Source organism: Pseudomonas syringae pv. tomato str. DC3000 (assembly GCF_000007805.1).
Classification (GTDB): domain Bacteria; phylum Pseudomonadota; class Gammaproteobacteria; order Pseudomonadales; family Pseudomonadaceae; genus Aquipseudomonas; species Aquipseudomonas avellanae.
This window is the reverse complement of record NC_004578.1, coordinates 343,768-364,939: the sequence shown is the minus strand read 5'-3', so window position 1 is coordinate 364,939 and position 21,172 is coordinate 343,768. Positions and strand designations below refer to the sequence as shown.

19 protein-coding genes are annotated in these 21,172 nt (G+C 59.7%); 11 read left to right on the top strand and 8 right to left on the bottom strand.

Going from position 1 to position 21,172, the window contains the following annotated elements:
- Positions 1 to 4: 4 nt before the first annotated feature.
- Entirely contained in the window at positions 5 to 1,351 is a 1,347-nt protein-coding gene (algB, locus tag PSPTO_RS01780; protein ID WP_003380235.1) for a sigma-54-dependent response regulator transcription factor AlgB, read from the bottom strand.
- A gap of 197 nt (positions 1,352 to 1,548) precedes the next feature.
- On the opposite strand from algB, the gene PSPTO_RS01775 reads away from it, so the two are divergent.
- From PSPTO_RS01775 to PSPTO_RS01760, 4 genes are all read left to right on the top strand, one after another.
- Positions 1,549 to 2,388, top strand: a complete 840-nt coding sequence (locus PSPTO_RS01775) for a BON domain-containing protein (protein ID WP_005763472.1) — start codon at positions 1,549 to 1,551, stop codon at positions 2,386 to 2,388.
- Between the two features lie 229 nt (positions 2,389 to 2,617).
- The gene (locus PSPTO_RS01770) at positions 2,618 to 2,905 is read left to right on the top strand and encodes a hypothetical protein (RefSeq protein ID WP_011103100.1); all 288 of its coding nucleotides are present in this window, start codon (positions 2,618 to 2,620) and stop codon (positions 2,903 to 2,905) included.
- A 59-nt stretch (positions 2,906 to 2,964) separates the two neighbouring features.
- A complete protein-coding gene (locus PSPTO_RS01765) occupies positions 2,965 to 3,129 on the top strand; it encodes a DUF1328 domain-containing protein (protein WP_003380232.1) in 165 nt (54 codons plus the stop codon).
- 2 nt (positions 3,130 to 3,131) lie between these two features.
- Positions 3,132 to 3,599: an inhibitor of vertebrate lysozyme family protein gene (locus PSPTO_RS01760; protein ID WP_011103099.1), complete on the top strand. Its 468-nt coding sequence runs from the start codon at positions 3,132 to 3,134 to the stop codon at positions 3,597 to 3,599.
- A 249-nt stretch (positions 3,600 to 3,848) separates the two neighbouring features.
- On the opposite strand, the gene PSPTO_RS01755 is transcribed toward PSPTO_RS01760, so the two are convergent.
- Both PSPTO_RS01755 and ompR read right to left on the bottom strand, forming a co-directional pair.
- Positions 3,849 to 5,159: an ATP-binding protein gene (locus PSPTO_RS01755; RefSeq protein ID WP_005763465.1), complete on the bottom strand. Its 1,311-nt coding sequence runs from the start codon at positions 5,157 to 5,159 to the stop codon at positions 3,849 to 3,851.
- 163 nt (positions 5,160 to 5,322) lie between these two features.
- Positions 5,323 to 6,063, bottom strand: coding sequence for an osmolarity response regulator transcription factor OmpR (gene ompR / locus PSPTO_RS01750; RefSeq protein WP_003380226.1), 741 nt, complete (start codon positions 6,061 to 6,063; stop codon positions 5,323 to 5,325).
- Positions 6,064 to 6,362: 299 nt separating this feature from the next.
- On the opposite strand from ompR, the gene PSPTO_RS01745 reads away from it, so the two are divergent.
- The 3 genes from PSPTO_RS01745 (at position 6,363) to gshA (ending at position 10,900) form a co-directional block, all read left to right on the top strand.
- The gene (locus PSPTO_RS01745; protein WP_005763462.1) at positions 6,363 to 8,684 is read left to right on the top strand and encodes a Tex family protein; all 2,322 of its coding nucleotides are present in this window, start codon (positions 6,363 to 6,365) and stop codon (positions 8,682 to 8,684) included.
- A complete protein-coding gene (locus PSPTO_RS01740; RefSeq protein WP_005763459.1) occupies positions 8,684 to 9,067 on the top strand; it encodes a PaaI family thioesterase in 384 nt (127 codons plus the stop codon). Before PSPTO_RS01745 ends, PSPTO_RS01740 begins: the two co-directional genes overlap by 1 nt.
- A 243-nt stretch (positions 9,068 to 9,310) precedes the next feature.
- Complete coding sequence (gshA, locus tag PSPTO_RS01735; protein ID WP_005763456.1) at positions 9,311 to 10,900, top strand: glutamate--cysteine ligase; 1,590 nt, start codon at positions 9,311 to 9,313, stop codon at positions 10,898 to 10,900.
- Positions 10,901 to 11,023: 123 nt separating this feature from the next.
- Here gshA and argA read toward each other — a convergent pair whose 3' ends face one another.
- Together argA and argE are read right to left on the bottom strand one after the other, a co-directional pair.
- The gene (argA, locus tag PSPTO_RS01730; RefSeq protein ID WP_005763455.1) at positions 11,024 to 12,322 is read right to left on the bottom strand and encodes an amino-acid N-acetyltransferase; all 1,299 of its coding nucleotides are present in this window, start codon (positions 12,320 to 12,322) and stop codon (positions 11,024 to 11,026) included.
- Positions 12,323 to 12,445: 123 nt separating this feature from the next.
- A complete protein-coding gene (gene argE / locus PSPTO_RS01725) occupies positions 12,446 to 13,594 on the bottom strand; it encodes an acetylornithine deacetylase (RefSeq protein WP_005763453.1) in 1,149 nt (382 codons plus the stop codon).
- A 162-nt stretch (positions 13,595 to 13,756) separates the two neighbouring features.
- On the opposite strand from argE, the gene PSPTO_RS01720 reads away from it, so the two are divergent.
- Complete coding sequence (locus PSPTO_RS01720; protein WP_005763452.1) at positions 13,757 to 15,124, top strand: inorganic triphosphatase; 1,368 nt, start codon at positions 13,757 to 13,759, stop codon at positions 15,122 to 15,124.
- A gap of 1,077 nt (positions 15,125 to 16,201) precedes the next feature.
- Here the strand turns inward: PSPTO_RS01720 and PSPTO_RS01700 are convergent.
- On the bottom strand, positions 16,202 to 16,681 hold the full coding sequence (locus PSPTO_RS01700; protein ID WP_011103096.1) for an Lrp/AsnC family transcriptional regulator: 480 nt from the start codon (positions 16,679 to 16,681) through the stop codon (positions 16,202 to 16,204).
- Positions 16,682 to 16,806: 125 nt separating this feature from the next.
- On the opposite strand from PSPTO_RS01700, the gene PSPTO_RS01695 reads away from it, so the two are divergent.
- From PSPTO_RS01695 to PSPTO_RS01685, 3 genes are all read left to right on the top strand, one after another.
- The gene (locus tag PSPTO_RS01695; RefSeq protein ID WP_005763448.1) at positions 16,807 to 17,154 is read left to right on the top strand and encodes a hypothetical protein; all 348 of its coding nucleotides are present in this window, start codon (positions 16,807 to 16,809) and stop codon (positions 17,152 to 17,154) included.
- Between the two features lie 110 nt (positions 17,155 to 17,264).
- Positions 17,265 to 19,049, top strand: a complete 1,785-nt coding sequence (locus PSPTO_RS01690) for a GspE/PulE family protein (protein WP_005763446.1) — start codon at positions 17,265 to 17,267, stop codon at positions 19,047 to 19,049.
- A gap of 139 nt (positions 19,050 to 19,188) precedes the next feature.
- Positions 19,189 to 19,509: a DUF2388 domain-containing protein gene (locus PSPTO_RS01685; protein ID WP_003380209.1), complete on the top strand. Its 321-nt coding sequence runs from the start codon at positions 19,189 to 19,191 to the stop codon at positions 19,507 to 19,509.
- An 82-nt stretch (positions 19,510 to 19,591) separates the two neighbouring features.
- Here the strand turns inward: PSPTO_RS01685 and gcvH are convergent, their stop codons facing one another.
- Positions 19,592 to 19,978, bottom strand: coding sequence for a glycine cleavage system protein GcvH (gcvH, locus tag PSPTO_RS01680; protein ID WP_011103095.1), 387 nt, complete (start codon positions 19,976 to 19,978; stop codon positions 19,592 to 19,594).
- A gap of 43 nt (positions 19,979 to 20,021) precedes the next feature.
- A complete protein-coding gene (gcvT, locus tag PSPTO_RS01675) occupies positions 20,022 to 21,104 on the bottom strand; it encodes a glycine cleavage system aminomethyltransferase GcvT (protein WP_005763440.1) in 1,083 nt (360 codons plus the stop codon).
- Positions 21,105 to 21,172: the final 68 nt, after the last annotated feature.

Below are 21,172 nucleotides of genomic sequence, written 5' to 3'. Positions count from 1 at the left end.
TCATTCATAGGTTGTACTGTTTGCGTTTGCGGTAAAGCGTCGAAGCATCGATACCCAGCGTCTTGGCGGCCTGATCCAGGGTTTCGCTGGTCGCCAGCACGGCACCGATGTGCGCTTTTTCCAGCTCGTCCAGACTCAGAGCGGCCCCGACGCGCGGCGCGTTGTTCGCCGGTTGCTCGGCCATGCCCAGATGGCTGACCTCTACACGCTCCTGCGGGCAGATGATGCTGGCGCGTTCGATCACGTTGCGCAGCTCACGAATGTTGCCCGGCCAGCGGTAGTTGAGCAGCGCGGCGCGGGCTTCTTCGCTGAAACCCCGTGCCGGGCGGGCGTACTCTTTGACGAAGCGGGCCAGAAAGCGGTCCGCCAGGGTCAGAATGTCTTCGCTGCGCTCACGCAAGGCAGGCAAATGCAGGGTGATGACGTTCAGGCGGTACAGCAAGTCTTCGCGGAAGCGTCCGCTGCGCACCATGTCCTCCAGATTGAGGTTGGTGGCAGCAAGGATGCGCACGTCGGCCCTGCGGGTGACCGGATCGCCAACGCGCTCGTATTCCTTGTCCTGAATAAAGCGCAGCAGCTTGGGCTGCAGCGTCAGCGGAAAGTCACCGATCTCGTCGAGAAACAACGTACCGCCGTCCGCCTGATTGACGCGCCCCAGCGTGCTTTCGCTGGCACCGGTGAAGGCCCCGCGGCTGTGACCGAACAATTCGCTTTCCATCAGCTCTGCGGTGAGCGATGGGCAGTTGATCGTGACGCAGGACTTCTTGGCGCGCTTGCTCCAGCCATGAATCGCCCGAGCCAGTTCGCCCTTACCCGTGCCCGACTCACCCAGAATCAGGATGTTGGCATCGGTGACCGCGACCTGACGGGCTGTTTCCAGAATGGCCATCATTGAAGGGCTGTGGGAATCCAGTCCGTCCTTGGGCTTGCGAACTTCGCCTTCGAGCGCCTCGAGGCGTGCAGACAGCTGACGGACTTCAAGCTGCTTGGCGGTCGCCAGGCGCAATTGGTCAGGGCTGCAGGGTTTGACCAGATAGTCGGCTGCACCTGCCTGAATGGCATCGACAGCGGTATCCACCGCCGAGTGCGCAGTCACGATCACCACGCGCATCCACGGCGCCTGAATGCGCATCTGCGCCAGCACATCGAGGCCGTTGTCTTCTCCCAGACGCAAATCAAGGAAGCACAGGTCGAACACCTGGCGTTGCATGAGCGTGTCGGCCTGCGCTGCGCTGTTGGCAGTGGCGACACTATAACCTTCGTCTTCCAGACAGTACCGGAAGGTGCGGAGGATGGCGGACTCATCGTCCACAAGCAGAATACGGCCCTGATTCTCAGTGGCTGCTTCCATTTTTCCTACGCTCCTTAATGAATTGTCTCAGTTAGTCTCGGAATCATCGGGCAAGTTGCATGGTCAATTCTGATTGATTATGCGGTATGCATGCTAGCTCTCTGATCATCTAATGATGAACAGCCTGATTAATCCGTGTTTATGTCGTTAAAACCGTCTATTCGGAGACGAAATCTCACCTCAAAAGGTAAACCCGTATGTTTTCGCTGAAAAAAATTGCTCTGGTCACCGCTGCTGCCGCAATGCTGGGCAGCGGTCCGGTTCTCGCCCAGCCTGATCTGCCTGCCCAACTCGATGAAGCTCGCCAGGAGGGTTCGATCTGGACGGCCTTCGCGCTGAACAAGCATTTGAGCCCGTTCAAGATCGACGTGGATGTCGAGCAAGGCACTGCCATTCTCAAGGGCAAGGTCGAAAACGAGGTCGACCGTGAACTGGCCGAGCGCATAGCGCTGGATACCAAAGGCATCGAGAAGGTCGACAATCAGTTGGAAATCGACCCGGCCGTCGCCAGCGATCCAGGCACGCGAACCAACATGGCCCAACGCTTCGAAGACGCAACGCTGGTAGCGACGGTGAAATCCAAACTGCTGTGGAGCAGCGTTACCGAAGCACTGAGCATTGATGTGGACAGCAAAGACGGCGTCATCACCCTCAAGGGTCGCGCGCAGAGCCCCGAAGCCAAGGAGCTGGCGGGCAGCCTGGCCAGCAACACCGATGGTGTGGTCAGCGTCAACAACCTGATCAGCCTGAGCGCAGCTGATTCAATCGCCGCCAAGACTCAGCCCCAGTCAGTGATCCCGACTGAAGAAATGAGTGACGCCTGGATCACCAGCAAGGTCAAGGCGAGCCTGATCTATAGCCGTACGCTGGATGGGCTGAACATCAAAGTGGACACCAAGGCCGGGGTCGTCAGCCTCAACGGCGTGGTCGCCAACTTTGCTGAGAAGGAACTGGCCGTGGAAATCGCGCGAAATATTCGGGGCGTAAAAGGGGTAAATGGCGACGCCTTGAAAGTCATGGCGCGCAGCGCGGGCTGATCATAAGGACGTAGCACGGCAGAGGCTTCGTGCAGAACGCACGATTACAAAGGTGTAATCGTGCAGCTTGCTGGTAGGACACCTTCGCAAAACTTTACAAGACATTGATTTAAAAGGAAAAAATATCAGCTAACAAACTGGCATGCAGTCTGCAATAACTCTTTCAACAAGGTCGGGACATACCGACCCATCAGATTGATTGCCCACTCAGGCCAAGGGGAGTTTGCAGATGAACAGCCAGCGTATTGCACAATTGCGTATTTCGCCTCTGCACATCCAGCAAGGTCTTTTTCTACTCCTCGCCCTGCTCGTCACTCTGATCGCCATTCAGCAGTTCCAGCGTTGGAATCAAGCCAGCGAGGCAACTCAAGCCAGACAGCAATTCATCCATGCCAGCAGCATGTCCTTTCGCGGAGTAAGCGCTCCAGCGGTCAAGGACCTGTCTTCCAGCCTACGCCCTGTCGATGGCCTGGTTTCGGTGGATGAAGTCGCGCCGCAGCAAAAATGGGTTTTTTGACCCAACCTGAAAAAATGCAGCATTCACATTAAAAATCGGCACCAAAAAGGAGTATCACCATGTTGAGTTGGGCTATCACGTTTCTGATCATCGCCATTATCGCTGCAGTACTGGGCTTTGGCGGTATCGCTGGTACGGCTACTGGTATCGCCAAGATCCTGTTCGTCGTGTTCCTGGTGATGTTCGTTGTATCGTTCTTCTTCGGTCGTCGTGGTCGAGGCTGAACATGCACAGGTCGTTTCGCACACTGGCTGCCGCCCTGTTGATGGGCGGCAGTGCCATAGTCATGGCAGCCAATGATGGACAGTCTCGGGTCAACGAGCTTTTAAGCTCTGCACCCGAGTACCGCACAACCTGGGCGAAAGTCGTCAAGAAGGAAGAGCGGTTGCCGGAATGGGTTCTGAACCTGTCCGGTGCTTCCGAGCAGCAAATGACGGCGACCTCCGAGGACCGTGACAAGTATCTGGTCGGGCCGCTCTGCGAAACTGCCGATACGTGCAAGAGCAAGCGTCTGATCGTGGCGTTCAGCCTCGATAAGGAAGACGCCTACGCCATGTTGGTTGAAGTCCCTGCAGGCTTGCCTGCGGATAAGTCGCCAACCCGTCACGCGACTTATCGATATTTGGGTAAGCCTGACGAGGGTATGCAAAAGCTCTTGAACGAAGAGCTTCGCAAGGACCCGAACTGGTATTGATTTATCGCAAGGCGCCGGCCCAATGGACCGGCGGCTTTGTAACATGTGCGGCCTGAGGAAGGTGCGCGCATGACCAAGGGGCCGGGATGCGTTGATCGAAAGGATCGGCGTGACCTAGGGGTACAGGGAGTACCTCCGCCAAGGGCCGGGTCAGGCAAGCTGCCGTGCAAATCACGAGAGTGTTTCGAGCTATCCGAACCTCTGGATGATCGTTGCACGGCGCTTTATATCTTGGTTAAACCTCCCTGCTTAAATCGCATCCCTTGGCAGCATCAAGCCCAGCGGCAAGCGCACGCGCGCCTCCAGACCGCCGCCCGAACGATTTCTCAACTCGACATTACCGCCGTGCATCGCAGCGATACGCTTGACGATGGCCAGCCCAAGGCCGGTTCCCTTGCCGCTGCGTGCGCGATCGCCGCGGATGAACGGGTTGAAGATCGTGTCCAGTTCGGACGGATCAATGCCCGCCCCTCTGTCCAGCACACTCAGCACCACGTAGGGCGCGTTTCTGTCACCTGAGACGTAAGCAGCCACTTCGATACCGTTGCCCGCATGATGCCTGGCGTTGCCGATCAAATTGGTCAGCAGACGTTTCATCGACACCCGGCGCAGCGGAAACGGCGGAATTGGCTCCAGGCACAGGCGGATGCTGCCTTCAGCATTATTAAAGGGCGCAACCACGTCACGCACCAGATCGCCCAGGTCGACCTCTTCAATTTCCTCGTCGCGACCATCACGGATAAACGCCAGAAACTGGTCGAGAATGGCGTCCATGTCCTCGATATCGCGAACCATGCCCTCGGAAAACTCGTTGTCGTTCATCAGCTCCAGCGAAAGACGCAGGCGTGTCAGCGGCGTACGCAGGTCGTGGGAGACGCCAGCCAGCATCAGCTCGCGCTCCTGCCCGGCCTGTTCGACATCTTCGGCCATCTGGTTGAAGGCCCGATAGACTTCGGTCATCTCGCTGGGTGTATCACTGACCGGTAAGCGCACGCTGCGCCCCTGCCCCAGTTGCCGGGCGGCAAAGACCAGACGCTTGAGCGGCTGGTTGAGCTGACGCACGAAGATCCACGCCGACGCGGTGGACAACAGGCCGATGGCCAGGAACCAGCCCAGCACGCTCCAGATTTTCTGGCCGCGTAACGGATGCGGGTAAAGCGGCACTTTCAGCCAGCCATCCCCCAGGCTCGGCGCGCGAACCCAAAGCGCGGGCGGTGCATGCACGCGCAGACGCACTTCGGTATCGGCACCCAGTTCAGCCTGCATCTGCCGCTGATAGATCTCGCTGTACGGCCAGTGCTGCTCGCCTTCCGGCACGCCTCCCCCCACTACCCGAATCAGACCAGCCGCCTCGGCAATCGCCTCCCGATCGTTTTCATCGGCAGCCCAGTAGGCACGCAAGGTCAGTGCGACGCCGTGGCTGTACTGCCTGTCGACCAGCACGTCTTCGTTCATCAACAGGTAAACCAGCGTCAGGGCCTTGGAAAACAGCACGACGATGAGCACCAGCCAGAGCGTGCGGGAAAAAAAACTTTGCGGGAACCAGAGCGGAGTCTTCATAACTGCAGCCATACACTTTGCAAGGCGAGCCAGGCTCGCAGGTTTGCCGAACGCGGGCGAGACCCGATGGACGAACGCAAAAAACCAGAACGTCGATAGCCTTGCGCAAGGTTATCGACGTAACTGGCGGGAGTAACGAGTTTCGGTGCTGACAGCCGCGCTGTCAGCGGCTTCCGGCACCATCCGGAACGAATACATAACCTACGCCCCAGACTGTCTGGATATAACGCGGCTTGGAAGGATCCGGTTCGATCAGGCGACGCAGACGGGAAATCTGTACGTCGATGGACCGCTCCAGCGCATCCCACTCCCGGCCACGGGCCAGATTCATCAGTTTGTCGCGGGTCAGCGGCTCGCGAGCGTGCATTACCAAAGCCTTGAGGACCGCGAATTCACCCGTGGTCAGCATGTGTACTTCTTCACCGCGTTTCAGTTCGCGGGTCGCCAGGGAGAGCACGTAGTCGCCGAAGCTGACCGACTCGTCTTCACTGCCGGGCGCGCCTGGCACAGGTGCTGCCTGACGACGCAGAACAGCCTTGACCCGCGCCATCAGCTCGTCCGGGTTGAACGGCTTGGCCAGGTAGTCGTCAGCGCCCAGTTCGAGCCCCTTGATGCGGCTCAGCTCATCGCCCTTGGCGGTCAGCATGATGATGGGTACCTGATTGTTCGCGGCACGCAGACGACGGCAGGCTGAAAGGCCGTCTTCTCCGGGCAGCATCAAGTCCAGCACCACAAGGTTGAAAACCTCACGGGCCAGCAAGCGGTCCATTTGTTCCACGTTTGCCACGGCGCGGGCACGGTAGCCCTTGCTGGAGAAAAAACGTTCCAGAAGGCTGCTCAGCCCCGGATCGTCATCGACAATAAGGATTTTTTCGCCTTCAGCATTTTGTGCGGTGCTGCTCATCGGATGCTCCTCTGATCTCGGGGCGCATTATGGCGTAGCTGCGGTGATGCGCACCTTGTGCATTGTTAGCAGATTTTACTGGAGGCGACACTTGTGCATGCTTTTTCGCCGAAAAAAGAGCGTATTTGTCGGCTAATCCCCTAATTGCGCTTCGGCAGGTATAATGCGCCGCCCTCAAAGTCAGGCAACGCCGGACTCATGGCGGTTCGCCAGCCCTGAAAATAAAAGCCGGCAGACGGACACCAGGCAAGGCAATTCGTACACAGCCCAGTTTTCTGCTCACAACTCCAGGTGGTTTTATGGACAGCATCAACAGCCGCATCGCCGAAGAACTCGGCGTACGCCCACAACAGGTCGCAGCGGCCGTAGCACTACTGGATGAAGGCTCGACCGTGCCCTTCATTTCCCGCTACCGCAAGGAAGTGACCGGCAGTCTCGATGACACGCAATTACGCCATCTGGAAGAACGTCTGCGCTATCTGCGCGAACTGGACGACCGGCGCGTCAGCATTCTTGCCAGCATCGAAGAGCAAGGCAAGCTGACCCCGGAACTGGCTCGCGACATCAAGCTGGCCGACACCAAGACCCGCCTTGAAGATTTGTACCTGCCTTATAAGCAGAAACGCCGTACCAAGGGCCAGATCGCCCTTGAAGCGGGCCTCGGCGAGCTGGCTGATGGCCTGTTCAACGACCCGAGCCTGACCCCGGACGCCGAGGCCGCCCGTTTTGTCGACGCCGAGAAAGGCGTGGCCGACGTGAAAGCTGCGCTGGAAGGCGCCAAGTACATCCTGATGGAGCGCTTCGCCGAAGACGCCTCGCTGCTGGACAAACTGCGCAGCTTTCTCAAGCAGGAAGCGGTGATCAGCGCGCGCGTGGTGCCGGGCAAGGAAGAGGAAGGCTCCAAGTTCCGTGACTACTTCGAACACGACGAGCCGCTCAAAAGCATGCCGTCGCATCGCGCGCTGGCAATTTTCCGTGGCCGCAACGAAGGTTTTCTCAGCTCAGCACTGAAAGTCGGTGAAGAACTGCCAGGTGCCATGCACCCGTGCGAACTGATGATCGGCGAGCGTTTCGGCATCCAGAACCAGAGCCGTGCGGCGGACAAATGGCTGGCCGAAGTGGTGCGCTGGACCTGGAAGGTCAAGCTGTATAGCCATCTGGAAACCGATCTGCTGGGTGAGTTGCGTGAAGGCGCTGAAACCGAAGCCATCAACGTGTTCGCCCACAACCTGCACGACCTGCTGCTCGCCGCCCCGGCTGGCCAGCGCGCCACGCTTGGCCTGGACCCGGGCCTGCGCACCGGCTGCAAGGTCGCGGTCGTGGATGCCACCGGCAAACTGCTCGACTACGCGACTGTTTATCCGCATGTGCCGAAAAATCAGTGGGATCAGACCATCGCCGTGCTGGCCGCCCTGTGCGCCAAGCATTCGGTCGACTTGATCGCCATCGGCAATGGCACCGCCAGCCGCGAAACCGACAAGCTGGCCGCCGACCTGATCAAAAAATACCCAGGCCTGAAAATGACCAAGGTCATGGTTTCCGAAGCTGGCGCATCGGTGTACTCGGCGTCGGAACTGGCCGCCAAGGAATTCCCGGACCTCGACGTGTCGATCCGTGGCGCAGTATCGATTGCCCGCCGTTTGCAGGACCCACTGGCCGAACTGGTGAAAATCGACCCGAAATCCATTGGTGTCGGCCAGTATCAGCACGACGTGTCGCAGCTCAAACTGGCTCGCGGCCTGGACGCGGTGGTTGAAGACTGCGTGAACGCAGTGGGCGTGGACGTAAACACCGCGTCGGTGGCGCTGCTGGCGCGAATTTCCGGCCTCAACACCACGCTGGCGCAGAATATCGTCGCGCATCGCGATGAAAACGGTGCGTTCAAGACCCGCGCAGCGCTGAAGAAAGTCAGCCGTCTGGGCGAGAAGACCTTTGAGCAGGCCGCAGGCTTCCTGCGCGTCATGACCGGTGACAACCCGCTGGACTCTTCTGCCGTTCACCCGGAAGCCTACCCGCTGGTGCAGCGTATTGCGGCTGAAACCGACCGCGACATCCGTTCGCTGATCGGCGACGCCAGCTTTCTCAAGCGTCTGGACCCGAAGAAGTTCACCGACGAGACCTTTGGTCTGCCAACCGTCACCGACATTCTCCAGGAACTCGAAAAACCGGGCCGCGACCCGCGTCCGGAGTTCAAGACCGCTGAATTTCAGGAAGGCGTCGAGGACCTCAAGGACCTGCAACCGGGCATGATCCTCGAAGGTGTTGTTACCAACGTTACCAACTTCGGTGCTTTCGTCGACATCGGCGTGCATCAGGACGGTCTGGTGCACATCTCGGCGCTGTCCGAGAAGTTCATCAAGGACCCGCGCGAAGCGGTCAAGGCCGGTGATGTGGTGAAAGTGAAGGTCATGGAAATCGACATCCCGCGCAAACGCGTCGGCCTGTCGATGCGCATGAGCGACACGCCCGGCGAGAAAATCGACGGTGCGCGCGGCGCACGCCCTGGTGCCTCGCCTCGCCAGCAGAACAGCGCCCCGCGCAAGGAAACCACTGCTCCGGCACCGGCCAACAACGCCATGGCCTCGCTGTTCGCCAACGCCAAGCAATTGAAGAAGCGCTGATGGACATTCCCGAGGATCTGACCCAAAGCGCCTACTTCAAGATGCTCGGCTGCGAGCTGCGGCGTCTTGACGAGGGCGTGGCCGAAGTTGCGCTGCCGCTGGAGGCGCACCTGCGCAATCGCGGCAACGTGATGCACGGCGGGGCGATCTTCAGTCTGGTCGATATCAGCATGGGGCTGGCCTGTTCCAGCTCTCATGGTTTTGACCAGCGCAGCGTGACCATCGAGTGCAAGATCAACTACGTGCGTGGCGTGTCCGACGGCGAAGTCCTGTGCATCGCCAACGTGCTGCATGCGGGCCGCAGGACGCTGGTGGTCGAGGCGCAAGTCGTGCAGGGCGACAAGCTCGTCGCCAAAGCTCAGGGCACGTTTGCGGTCATCTAAGCTCATTCAAAGGCTGATGAAAGCAATCATTGCGAACAGAACCTAGCCGTATCGACATCATTTGGGTTAATTTCGGCACCATTAGCGTGGTGCCGAGTCCATTTGGGTGGTACGACGAAGTGCAGTGATTGTGAACAGGCGTTACAGAGTCAACCAGGCGACCACGCCAGTTCCTTTCTTCACCCTTGTAGACCGTCAAGTCCACCCCAATATCGGGGCGACCGATGCGTGAAGGATTACACCTTGAGCGAACTTTTAAACCGTCGTCTTGCTTTGCTCGGCGAGCGCAACAACCTCTCTTTGCTGGAGCAGTGCCTGCACGGTATCGAGCGTGAGTGCCTGCGTGTCACGCCACAGGCAGAGCTGGCCCGCACGCCCCATCCGCAAGCTCTGGGTGCCGCACTGACCAACGGCCTTGTCACGACCGATTATTCCGAATCGCTGCTGGAGTTCATTACCCCGGCGCTGAAGAACCCGGTCGATACCCTCGACAGCCTGGACAAGATCCATCGCTTTGCCTACAGCAAGCTGGACAACGAGCTGCTCTGGAGCCCGTCGATGCCTTGCCCGTTGCCGGACGAGGAGCACATCCCGATTGCGTATTACGGCACGTCGAACATCGGCAAGCTGAAATACGTCTATCGCAAAGGGCTGGCGCTGCGTTATGGCAAGACCATGCAGTGCATTGCCGGTATCCACTACAATTTTTCGCTGCCGGAAGACGCCTGGGCGTTGCTCAAGCAGACCGAAGACTTTGCCGGCGATGCGCGCGACTACCAGTCGCACTCCTACATCGCGCTGATCCGTAACTTTCGCCGCTACAGCTGGCTGCTGATGTACCTGTTTGGGGCATCGCCCGCACTGGACGCAGGTTTCCTGCGCGGTCGCGAGCACCAACTGGAGCAGTTCGACGCTGATACCCTGTACCTGCCATACGCCACCAGCCTGCGCATGAGCGATCTGGGTTACCAGAGCGATGCCCAGGCCGATCTGACGCCGTGCTACAACGATCTGGTCAGCTACACCGACAGCCTGCGCAAGGCCGTGGCCACGCCGTACAAGCCCTACGTCGATATCGGCACGCACGACCAGAACGGCGAATGGGTTCAGCTGAACACCAATGTGTTGCAGATTGAGAACGAGTACTACTCCAACATCCGCCCCAAGCGTGTGACCTATAGTGGCGAACGCCCTATCCAGGCGCTGGTGGCCCGTGGGGTGCAGTATGTCGAAGTCCGCTGCCTGGACATCAACCCGTTTCTGCCGACCGGCATCAGCCTGGAGCAGTCGCGCTTCATCGACGCATTCGTGCTGTATTGCGCACTTGAGGAGAGCCAGCAACTGGCTGGTCATGAGTGTTCCAACGCCAGCTCGAACTTTCTTGCAGTGGTCAAGGAAGGGCGTCGTCCGGGCCTGAACCTGCAACGCGATGACTCGCCTGTCGAGCTCAAGGCCTGGGCCACCGATTTGCTGGAAAAAATCACGCCGATTGCCCGACTGCTCGATCAGGCGCAGGGCACCGATGAGCACATCAAGTCGATTGCCGTGCAACAGGCCAAGATCGACGACACCTCCCTGACACCTTCTGCCCAGGTGCTGGCCAGCATGAGAGCGCATGGCGAAGGCTTCACGGCGTTTTCCCTGCGCCAGAGCCAGGTCCACGCCGAATACTTCCGCACCCATCCGCTGAGTGCCGCAGAGCAGGCGCATTTCGAAGACCTGGCCAAAACCTCGCTGGAGGAACAGGCCGAACTGGAGGCGACAGAAGAAGTGGTGGATTTCGACACGTTTGTCGGGTCGTATCAGGCGAGCATTCTGTCGATCAGTAACTGATCGACAGCGTGAGGCCAGAGCGTCACGAACGGCATCCCCGCGCTGGAGCGTGAGGAACGAAAATCTCACTTATCGTGCGACGCTCCGCGTCGCATGCAGTTCTGGACGCTCTGCGTCCGCCCCTTAAATCGCTTTTTCAAAGATCTTCGAATTACGCTGGAAGTTGTACAGCGACGCACGGGCGCTTGGCAGGCGGTCGACGCTGCTGGGCTCGAAGCCGCGCTCGCGGAACCAGTGTGCGGTACGGGTGGTGAGGACGAACAGGGTTTTGATGCCCAGCGCCCGCGCGCGGTTTTCGATACGCTCCAGCAGCTCGTCGCCACGCCCGCCGTGTCGGTATTCCGGGTTGACGGCCAGACACGCAAGCTCACCAGACTCCGAGTCGGCAATCGGGTACAGCGCCGCGCAGGCGATGATCAGCCCTTCCCGCTCGACCACACTGAACTGGGTGATCTCGCGTTCCAGCACCTCACGAGAACGGCGTACCAGAATGCCCTGCTCTTCCAGCGGGGTGATCAGGTCCATCAAACCGCCGACGTCCTCGATGGCCGCCTCGCGAACCAGTTCAAACTGCTCCTGCGCCACCAGCGTGCCACCACCGTCGCGGGTAAACAGCTCGGTCAGCAGCGCGCCGTCTTCGGCATAACTGACGATATGGCTGCGAGCCACACCACCGCGGCAGGCCTCGGCCGCTGCATCGAGCAATTCGGCCTGATAGTTGCCACCCAGCCGCTGCAAATGCGCAGGCACCTGTTGCGGGCGCAGTTCGCGCACCAGTCGGCCCTGCTCGTCCAGCAACCCGGTTTCGGCACCGAACAACAGCAGTTTGTCGGCAGCCAGATCAATCGCAGCGCGCGTGGCGACGTCTTCGCAGGCCAGATTGAAAATCTCGCCGGTCGGTGAATAACCCAACGGCGACAGCAGCACGATATGACGCTCGTCCAGCAGGCGATTGATACCCTTGCGGTCTACCCTGCGCACCTCACCGGTGTGCTGATAATCAATACCTTCCAGCACCCCGATAGGCCGGGCAGTGACCACATTGCCGCTGGTCACCCGCAGCCGCGAGCCCTGCATCGGCGAGGCTGCCATGTCCATCGACAGGCGCGCTTCTATCGAGATGCGCAACTGGCCAACGGCGTCGATCACGCACTCCAGCGTCTCGGTATCGGTAATACGCATGTCGCGATGGTAGCGCGGTGTAATGCCGCGCTGGGCCAGACGGCTTTCAATCTGTGGACGCGAGCCGTGCACCAGCACAAGCCGCACGCCCAGGCTGTGCAGCAGCACCAGATCGTGGACGATATTGCCGAAGTTGGGATGCGCAACGCCGTCGCCGGGAAGCATGACGACGAAGGTGCAATCGCGGTGGGCATTGATGTAGGGAGACGCATGGCGAAGCCAGTTGACGTATTCGGGCATGACAACAAGAGCCTGTAGAAAAAATGGACGAAAAGAAAAAGCACGCACAACGGTGTGGTGGTTATCGTCGGAACAGGCTTGGCACTCGCAATCTCCTTATATTCAAAACGTGTAGGGCCTGACTCATTGAGGCGTCAGGCAGTAGTGCTCGATCAGTTGCCGTAACAGACGCACTGTAGGGTCCAGACGTGACATTTCGAGGTATTCCCCCGGTTGATGCGCACAGGCGATATCACCAGGGCCGAGCACCAGCGTCTCGCAACCGAGGCGCTGAAGATAAGGCGCTTCGGTGCCGAATGCTACTGCCGCTGCCGTGTGACCGGTGAGACGCTCGGCAACACGCACAAGTTCAGCGTCGGCCACCTGCTCGAACGGCGCGCACTCTGGGAACAAAGGAGCATAGTCGATCTGCACCTGATGCAGCTCGGCCAGCGGTTGCAGCTTCTGCCGGATGGCGGCACGCAGCACCTGCGGGTCCATGCCCGGCAGCGGGCGCAGGTCGAATTCCAGCGAGCACTGGCCACAGATCCGGTTCGGGTTGTCGCCGCCGTGAATGCAGCCCAGGTTCAAGGTCGGCTGCGGCACCGTGAACTGTGGATTGCGGTATTCAAGCTGCCACTGCGTGCGCAGGCCCTTGAGTTCGCTGATCGCGTCGTGCATCGCCTCCAGCGCGCTATGGCCCAGGCTCGGGTCGGACGAATGGCCACTGCGCCCGAGGATATGGATGCGCTCCATCATCACGCCTTTGTGCATGCGAATCGGCTTGAGCCCGGTCGGCTCGCCGATCACCGCCGCACGACCCAGCGGGCGTCCGGCTTCTGCCAGCGCACGCGCGCCGGCCATCGAGCTTTCTTCATCGCAGGTGGCGAGAATCAACAGGGGCTGCTTGAACGGCTGATCGACAAGACCACGCACGGCCTCGATGACCAGCGCAAAAAAGCCCTTCATGTCGCAACTGCCCAGCCCGACCCAGCGGCCATCGACTTCGGTGAGCTTCAAGGGGTCGGTTTTCCACAATGCCTCGTCGAACGGCACGGTGTCGCTGTGGCCAGCCAGTACCAGCCCGCCGGGGCCTGTGCCGAAGGTGGCCAGCAGATTGAACTTGCCAAGGGAAACCTGCTGGATATCGCAGGCAAAACCCAGGTCCCCGAGCCATCCGGCCAACAGATCGATGACAGGCCGGTTGGTCTGGTCCAGAGAAGGCTGAGTGCAGCTCACCGAGGGCGCAGCGATCAAGGCGGCAAACTGGTCTTTCATGGACGGCAACGGCATGGACGCTTCCTGTTATCAAGACGGAACACGACCCATCATAGGGCCATAGCAACCCAGGAATAAACCGTTTCGGGCCATGTCCTGTACACTGGCGGCCTCAGCAGCCGTTCAGTCATGGGCTGCGCTCCCGTTATCAGTATCAGCGTTTGGATTCCCCCGGCCATGCAAAAAGAAACAGAAATCAAACTCCGCGTCAGCCGCGAGACCCTCGCTGCACTGCGCGAACACCCGTTGCTCAAGAAGCGCAACAAAAGTGGCTGGGAGCGCCTGGAACTGTCGAACCAGTATTTCGATACCCCTGAGCGCGAGCTGGCCCATGCCAAGGTGGCGTTGCGCATCCGTCGTGACGGCGATCAGATCATCCAGACCATGAAGACCCGCGGGCAAAGCGTGGCCGGCCTGTCCGAACGCAACGAGTACAACTGGGACCTGACCAAGGCCAAGCTGGACCTGAAAAAGCTCGAAGGCGATTGCTGGCCCGAGCAACTGACCGAACTGGACAAGAAATCCATCAAGCCGCTGTTCACCACCGATTTCATCCGTGAAAAAGCCGAAATTGCCTGGGGTCGCGGCAAAACCAAAGTCGTGATCGAAGCCGCGCTGGACCTCGGCCAGGTGGTTGCAGGCAAGCAGAAAGAAGAAATCTGCGAGCTGGAGCTTGAGCTGCGCGAGGGCGACCCTGCGGCGCTGCTGGAACTGGCCGCTGAACTGGCTGCAACGCTGCCGTTGATGCCGTGCGACATCAGCAAAGCCGAGCGCGGCTATCGCTTGCTTGATGCCAGCAGTTATTCGCTGAGCCTGCCTGCGCCAACCCTGAACGCAGAAACCCCGCTGGACGACGCCTACTCCGCGCTGGCCTGGCACCTGCTGGGCAGCAGCCAGCGTCTGGCCGAGCAATACCGTTTCAACGGCCACTGGCGCCTGCTGCAGGACTGGGTCGAGATGCTCGGCGAACTGCGCGCCCTGACCAGCAGCCTCGGCCAGGCGGCGCCACGCACTTCGACCGCTCAGCTGCGTACCGCGCTGGATGCGTTGCTGGAAGACTGGCGTCCGCTGGTTCAGGCCGGTCAGGAAGATGCCGATGTCCGTGGTGCAGCCCACGAGCAGTTTCTGGAAGAATTGCAGGACACCCGCTGGGGCGAGTTCTCGCTGAACACCTCACGCTGGTTGCTGGCCCGCAGCTGGACCGCAGAACGCAACACCCGCGGCAACCGCCAGGGTGCTGCGCTGTTGAGCAGCTGGCTGCCCCGTTTGCTGGGTGAAGAAGCGACATCCCTGCAACTGAGCCGTTATCAGCAGCAGCCGGAAGACCTGGCCGAGCAACTGCCGCGCATTGAGCGCATCCAGGCCTGGCTGCACTGGGCCCGCGGCGCGCTGGACCTGCCAGAGCTGGACCGCCTGTACGGCGAACTGCGCAAACTCGAAGAACTGGCCCATCTGGACATCAGCGACGAAATCCTCGATGCCCGCGTGCAACAGGCCATCACCGTCTTCCAGAGCCGCGCGTGGAAGACCTTGTTGCGTTTGTAAGGGCTGGAGGACTCTCGTTCCGGCGTTATGGCTTATCGTTCCCACGCTCGTGTGGGAGCGCAGCTCTGGACGCTCTGCTTAACTATCGTTCCCACGCTCCGGCGTGGGAATGCCGTTCTGGACGCTCCGCGTCCGATCTTGAACATGTGGTGCGACCCGAATTTGTGACGCAGAGCGTCACGAACTGCATGCCAACGCGGAGCATTGGCACGATAGTCATCTCGAGGCACAAGTCATCGTTCCCACTCCAGCGTGGGAATGCCGTTCTGGACGCTCCGCGTCCGATCTTGAACATGTGGTGCGACCCGAATTTGTGACGCAGAGCGTCACGAACTGCATGCCAACGCGGAGCATTGGCACGATAGTCATCTCGAGGCACAAGTCATCGTTCCCACGCTCCAGCGTGGGATGCCGTTCCGGACGCTCTGCGTCCGATCTTGAACATGTGGTGCGACCCGAATTTGTGACGCAGAGCGTCACGAACTGCATGCCAACGCGGAGCATTGGCACGATAGTCATCTCGAGGCACAAGTCATCGTTCCCACGCTCCAGCGTGGGATGCCGTTCCGGACGCTCTGCGTCCGATCTTGAACATGTGGTGCGACCCGAATTTGTGACGCAGAGCGTCACGAACTGCATGCCAACGCGGAGCATTGGCACGATAGTCATCTCGAGGCACAAGTCATCGTTCCCGCGCTCCAGCGTGGGATGCCGTTCCGGACGCTCCGCGTCCGATCTTGAACATGTGGTGCGACCCGAATTTGTGACGCAGAGCGTCACGAACTGCATGCCAACGCGGAGCATTGGCACGATAGTCATCTCGAGGCGCAAGTCATCATTCCCGCGCTCCAGCGTGGGATGCCGTTCCGGACGCTCCGCGTCCTGTCTTGAACATGCGGCGCGGCACAAACTTGTGACGCAGAGCGTCACGAACTGCATGCCAACGCGGAGCATTGGCACGATAGTCATCTCGAGGCGCAAGTCATCGTTCCCACGCTCCAGCGTGGGAATGCCGTTCTGGACGCTCCGCGTCCTGTCTTGAACATGCGGCGCGGCACGATGGTCAAAAGCGCACGTTCAACCTCCCTCGCGCAGCAGCGGCAAGCTGGTGGTGGATTTGATCTCTGACAGGGCCACTGTCGAGTTCACTTCCTGGATGCCGGGCACCAGCGACAGCTTTTCGAAGAAGAATCGCTCATAAGCCTCAATGTCCGGCGTCACGATGCGCAGCAGAAAATCCACTGAGCCCATCAGCACATAGCATTCCAATACCTCGGGAAAGCCCCGAATGGCATCAGTGAATTCAGTGAAGTTGGAGCGCCCGTGGGCGTTGAGTTTTACCTCGGCGAATATCTGCGTATTCAGGCCGATTTTCTTGCGATCCAGCAACGCGACCTGCCGACGGATCACCCCTTCATCCTTGAGCCGCTGAATACGACGCCAGCAGGGCGATTGCGACAGACCGACCTGCTCGGCGATCTGCGCGCTGGAGAGCGACACGTCTTCCTGCAGCAGCGCCAGAATCTTGCGGTCGTACATATCCAGATCGATTTGCATAATTAATTTTCCACAATGCGCTTTGACGCATAAACGAGTCGCAACAAGCGTAATCCAGTTGATGATCGACCAGAAATTTCTTTTTCACCGTGTAAAGATTTCTCCCATCGCTCTGGAGAATCAGCATGCCCAACCTTGAAGCCGTCACCGCCGCCTCGCAACGTCCCGACAACTGGTCATCCAGCAACGCGCCCTGCTGCGCGCGCTACCAGATTGTCGCCGAAGCCGAGCCGGCGTTGCTCTGTCAGGTGCTCAACCTGCTTGCGATGCAGTACCTGATTCCTCACCAGCTCACCGTTGTGCAGCAGGAAAGCACGCTGATCATCGACCTGCACGTCGCCAGACTGAGCTGGCACCGGGCGCAGGTGATTGGCGAAAAAATGCGCAATCTGATCGACGTTTGCTCGGTGGGAGTCGAACAAATCGACGCCCTCAATACCCCACAAACTCACGTTGCGCTGGCCACCGGCTGAATCAATTCGCCTGCTCCGGTAATTCCCGGTCGCATAGAACGAGTAACGCTGTCACGCTTGGCGTCTACTCTTGTTCATCGTTCAATGACCAATTGCCTCAAGGAGCGCGCATGGCAGCCCTGGCCCCCTCTTCACAGGATCGCTGGCTCGACCTGAACGACGTGTTGCGTGAACTGGTCACCGAAGGCTATCTGAGCCAGGACGACACGGAAACGGCACTCAGCCAGCGTCGCAGTGCGGTGAATATCCAGCTGCATCCGCTCGAGTTTCTCGCGTCGCAGCAGTTTGATGACTTGAAGCGACCGGGCAAAAAACTCGACCTGGAAACCCTGACGGCCTGGCTGGCGAAAGCCTCCGGTCAGCCCTACATGCGCATCGACCCGCTGAAGATCAATGTAGCGGCCGTCACGCCCCTGATGTCCTACGCCTTCGCCCAGCGCCACAAGATTCTCGCCGTGGCGGTGGACCGCGAGTCGGTGACCATCGCCAGCGCCCAGCCATACGTGCGCTCATGGGAAGCGGACCTGGCGCACGTGCTCAAGCTGCAGATCAAACGTGTGGTCGCCAACCCGACTGACATCCAGCGCATGGCGATGGAGTTTTTCAGGCTGGCGAAGTCGGTCAGCGGCGCCAATGCGTCTGAGCAGAAAATGAGCAACATGGGCAACTTCGAGCAGTTGCTCAAGCTCGGTGCCAGTGACCAGGAGCCAGACGCCAACGACGCGCACATCGTCAACATCGTCGACTGGCTGTTCCAGTACGCATTCCAGCAACGCGCCAGCGACATCCATATCGAGCCGCGCCGCGAACAAGGCACGGTGCGCTTTCGCATCGACGGGGTGCTGCACAACGTCTATCAGTTTCCAGCGCAGGTCATCATGGCGATTGTCAGCCGCCTGAAAAGCCTGGGGCGGATGAACGTCGCTGAAAAACGCAAACCGCAGGACGGACGGGTCAAGACCACCACGCCTGAAAATCGCGAGGTGGAGTTGCGTCTGTCGACCCTGCCGACCGCGTTCGGCGAAAAAATGGTCATGCGCATCTTCGACCCCGAGGTGTTGCTCAAGGACTTCGACCAACTGGGCTTCTCCAGTGACGATCTGCGGCGCTGGCAGGAAATGACCCGCCAGCCCAACGGCATCATTCTGGTCACCGGCCCAACCGGTTCGGGCAAGACCACCACGCTGTACACCACCCTCAAGAAGCTGGCGACCTCGGAGGTCAACCTCTGCACCATCGAAGACCCCATCGAGATGGTCGAGCCCGCCTTCAATCAAATGCAGGTGCAGCACAATATCGATCTGAGCTTTGCCGCTGGCGTGCGCGCCTTGATGCGCCAGGACCCGGATATCATCATGATCGGCGAAATTCGCGACCTGGAGACGGCTGAAATGGCCATTCAGGCAGCATTGACCGGTCACCTGGTGCTATCGACGCTGCACACCAACGACGCACCCAGCGCCATCAGCCGCATGCTTGAACTGGGCGTGCCACATTACCTGCTCAAAGCCACCATCCTCGGCGTCATGGCCCAGCGTCTGGTGCGCACGCTGTGCCCGCACTGCAAGGCGCCGATCAACCTGAACGAGACAGACTGGCAAACCCTCACCCGCCCCTGGCAAGCGCCTGTACCGCCCGGCGCGCATCAGGCGGTCGGCTGTGTGGAGTGTCGCGATACCGGTTATCGGGGCCGGGCAGGTGTGTACGAGATCATGGTCATGTCCGACAACATCAAGGCATTGATCTCGGCGGACCTGGACCTGACCGCCATGCGTCGTCAGGCGTTCAAGGAAGGGACGCGCAGCTTGCGTCTGTCTGGTGCGCAAAAAGTCTCGGCCGGGCTGACTACACTTGAGGAAGTACTGCGGGTGACACCGCAGAGCGAACAGCGCTGACAGGGTTGGAAGCGTTGTGCCGGAGGCCTGACGTCATGGCGAACCCGCTAAAGTGAACTAAGTGGTACACATTGATTGAACTAGTTCATGGCTTTAGCTATCCAACCCCTCAGAACAACCACAGTTGGAGTAACTCATCATGCGTCTCAAGTTTGCTGTCGCCACCGTAGCCTTGCTTTCCATCCCAATGGGTTCAGCGATGGCTGACACCTTCTGGCGTAACGTGCTGTCGTCGGGCGCTACTACCGGCTCGTCTTACCTGACCTTCAAGGACCACAAACTGATCGTTGCCGCCCAGGATGATGCGGGCAGCTATGTCGCCAGCAACGGTGACATTCGTGGCCCGTTTCTGGAAGCTGCTATCCAGCAGGTTCGCATAGACAACCCTGGCCTGAAAGCCACGGACATGGAACTGGCCAACGCGATTCTGGAAAAGAATCTGGTTGCTGAAAGCCAGTAAGTCTCGTCGGCCAGCGGGTGTGGCCGATAAGCACCGCGCATAAAAAATGCCGCTCGATGAGCGGCATTTTTTTGCCTGACGATTACTCGCCGATGGCGCCTTTGTAGCCTGCAGCGTCCAGCAGTTTGGCCAGATCAGCCTCTGCACTGGCTGGCTTGACCTTGAAGATCCAGGCGCTGTACGGCTCGCTGTTGAGCGACTCGGGCGAATCGCCCAGCGCCTCATTGACCTCGACAACTTCACCGGCCACTGGCGAGTAGATGTCCGAGGCCGCCTTCACCGACTCGACAACGCCAGCCACATCACCGGCAGCGAACACCTTGCCGATTTCCGGCAGTTCGACGAAGACCACATCGCCCAGCGCTTCCTGTGCATGGTCCGAGATGCCAACGGTCACGGTGCCATCAGCCTCCAGGCGTGCCCATTCATGACTTTCGGCGAAACGCAGCTCGGCGGGAATATTGCTCATTTAGTCCTCCTCAACATCGGGTCAGCGGAAAACCCGCCATAGGTTAGATCAAGGTTTTGCCATGGCGCACGAACGCAGGCTGCACCACCCGCACCGGGTACCATTTGCCGCGGATTTCCACCTCGGCCCGGTCGGCAGTCGCCATCGGAACGCGAGCCAGTGCAATGGATTTGCTCAACGTAGGAGAGAAACTACCACTGGTGATCTCTCCTTCGCCAATTTCTGCGACACGTACCACCTGATGCGCCCGTAAAACGCCGCGCTCTTCGAGCACCAATCCTACGAGTTTGAAGGCGGTTCCTTCAGCCCGTTCGCTTTCCAGCGCCTGACGGCCGATGAAATCACGCTCGGCAGGCTCCCAGGCGATGCTCCAGGCCATATTCGAGGCCAGCGGCGAAACATGTTCGCCGATGTCCTGACCGTAGAGGTTCATGCCTGCCTCAAGGCGCAGCGTGTCACGCGCGCCCAGACCGATGGGCGAAATACCCGCGCCAACCAGTTCATTGAAAAAACGCTGGGCTTCGTCGGCAGGCAGCATGATTTCCAGACCGTCTTCGCCGGTGTAACCGGTGCGCGCAATGAACCAGTCGCCATCATCGAGGCCTTCAAACGGCTTAAGCTGGCGGATCAGTTCTGCGCGAGCGCTGGAAACCAGCTGGGCAATCCGGTTTCTGGCCTGTGGCCCTTGAATTGCCAGCATCGCCATTTCGCTGCGTGCGAGCAACTGCACATCGAAATCGCCCAACTGCGACTGCATCCAGGCAAGGTCCTTGGCACCGGTCGCGGCGTTGACGACCAGCCGGTAACCATCGGCGGTGAGGTAGACGATCATGTCATCAATGACACCGGCCTGCTCATCCAGCATGGCGCTGTACAGGGCGCGACCAGGGGTCTTGAGCTTGTCGACGTCGTTGGCCAGCAACCGGCGCAGCCAGGCTTTGGCCTCACGGCCGAGCACATCAATGACGTTCATGTGGGAGACGTCGAAGACCCCACAGTCGCGGCGCACCTGGTGGTGCTCCTCAACCTGCGATCCATAATGCAACGGCATGTCCCAGCCACCAAAATCGACCATTTTCGCGCCAAGGGCGAGGTGCAGGTCGAACAGGGGGGTACGCTGTCCCATGGGTTTCTCCTTCCGGGCGTGGCGAAGGTGCGGGCAGAAAATATCGGCAAGCCCCCAATAAACCGGAG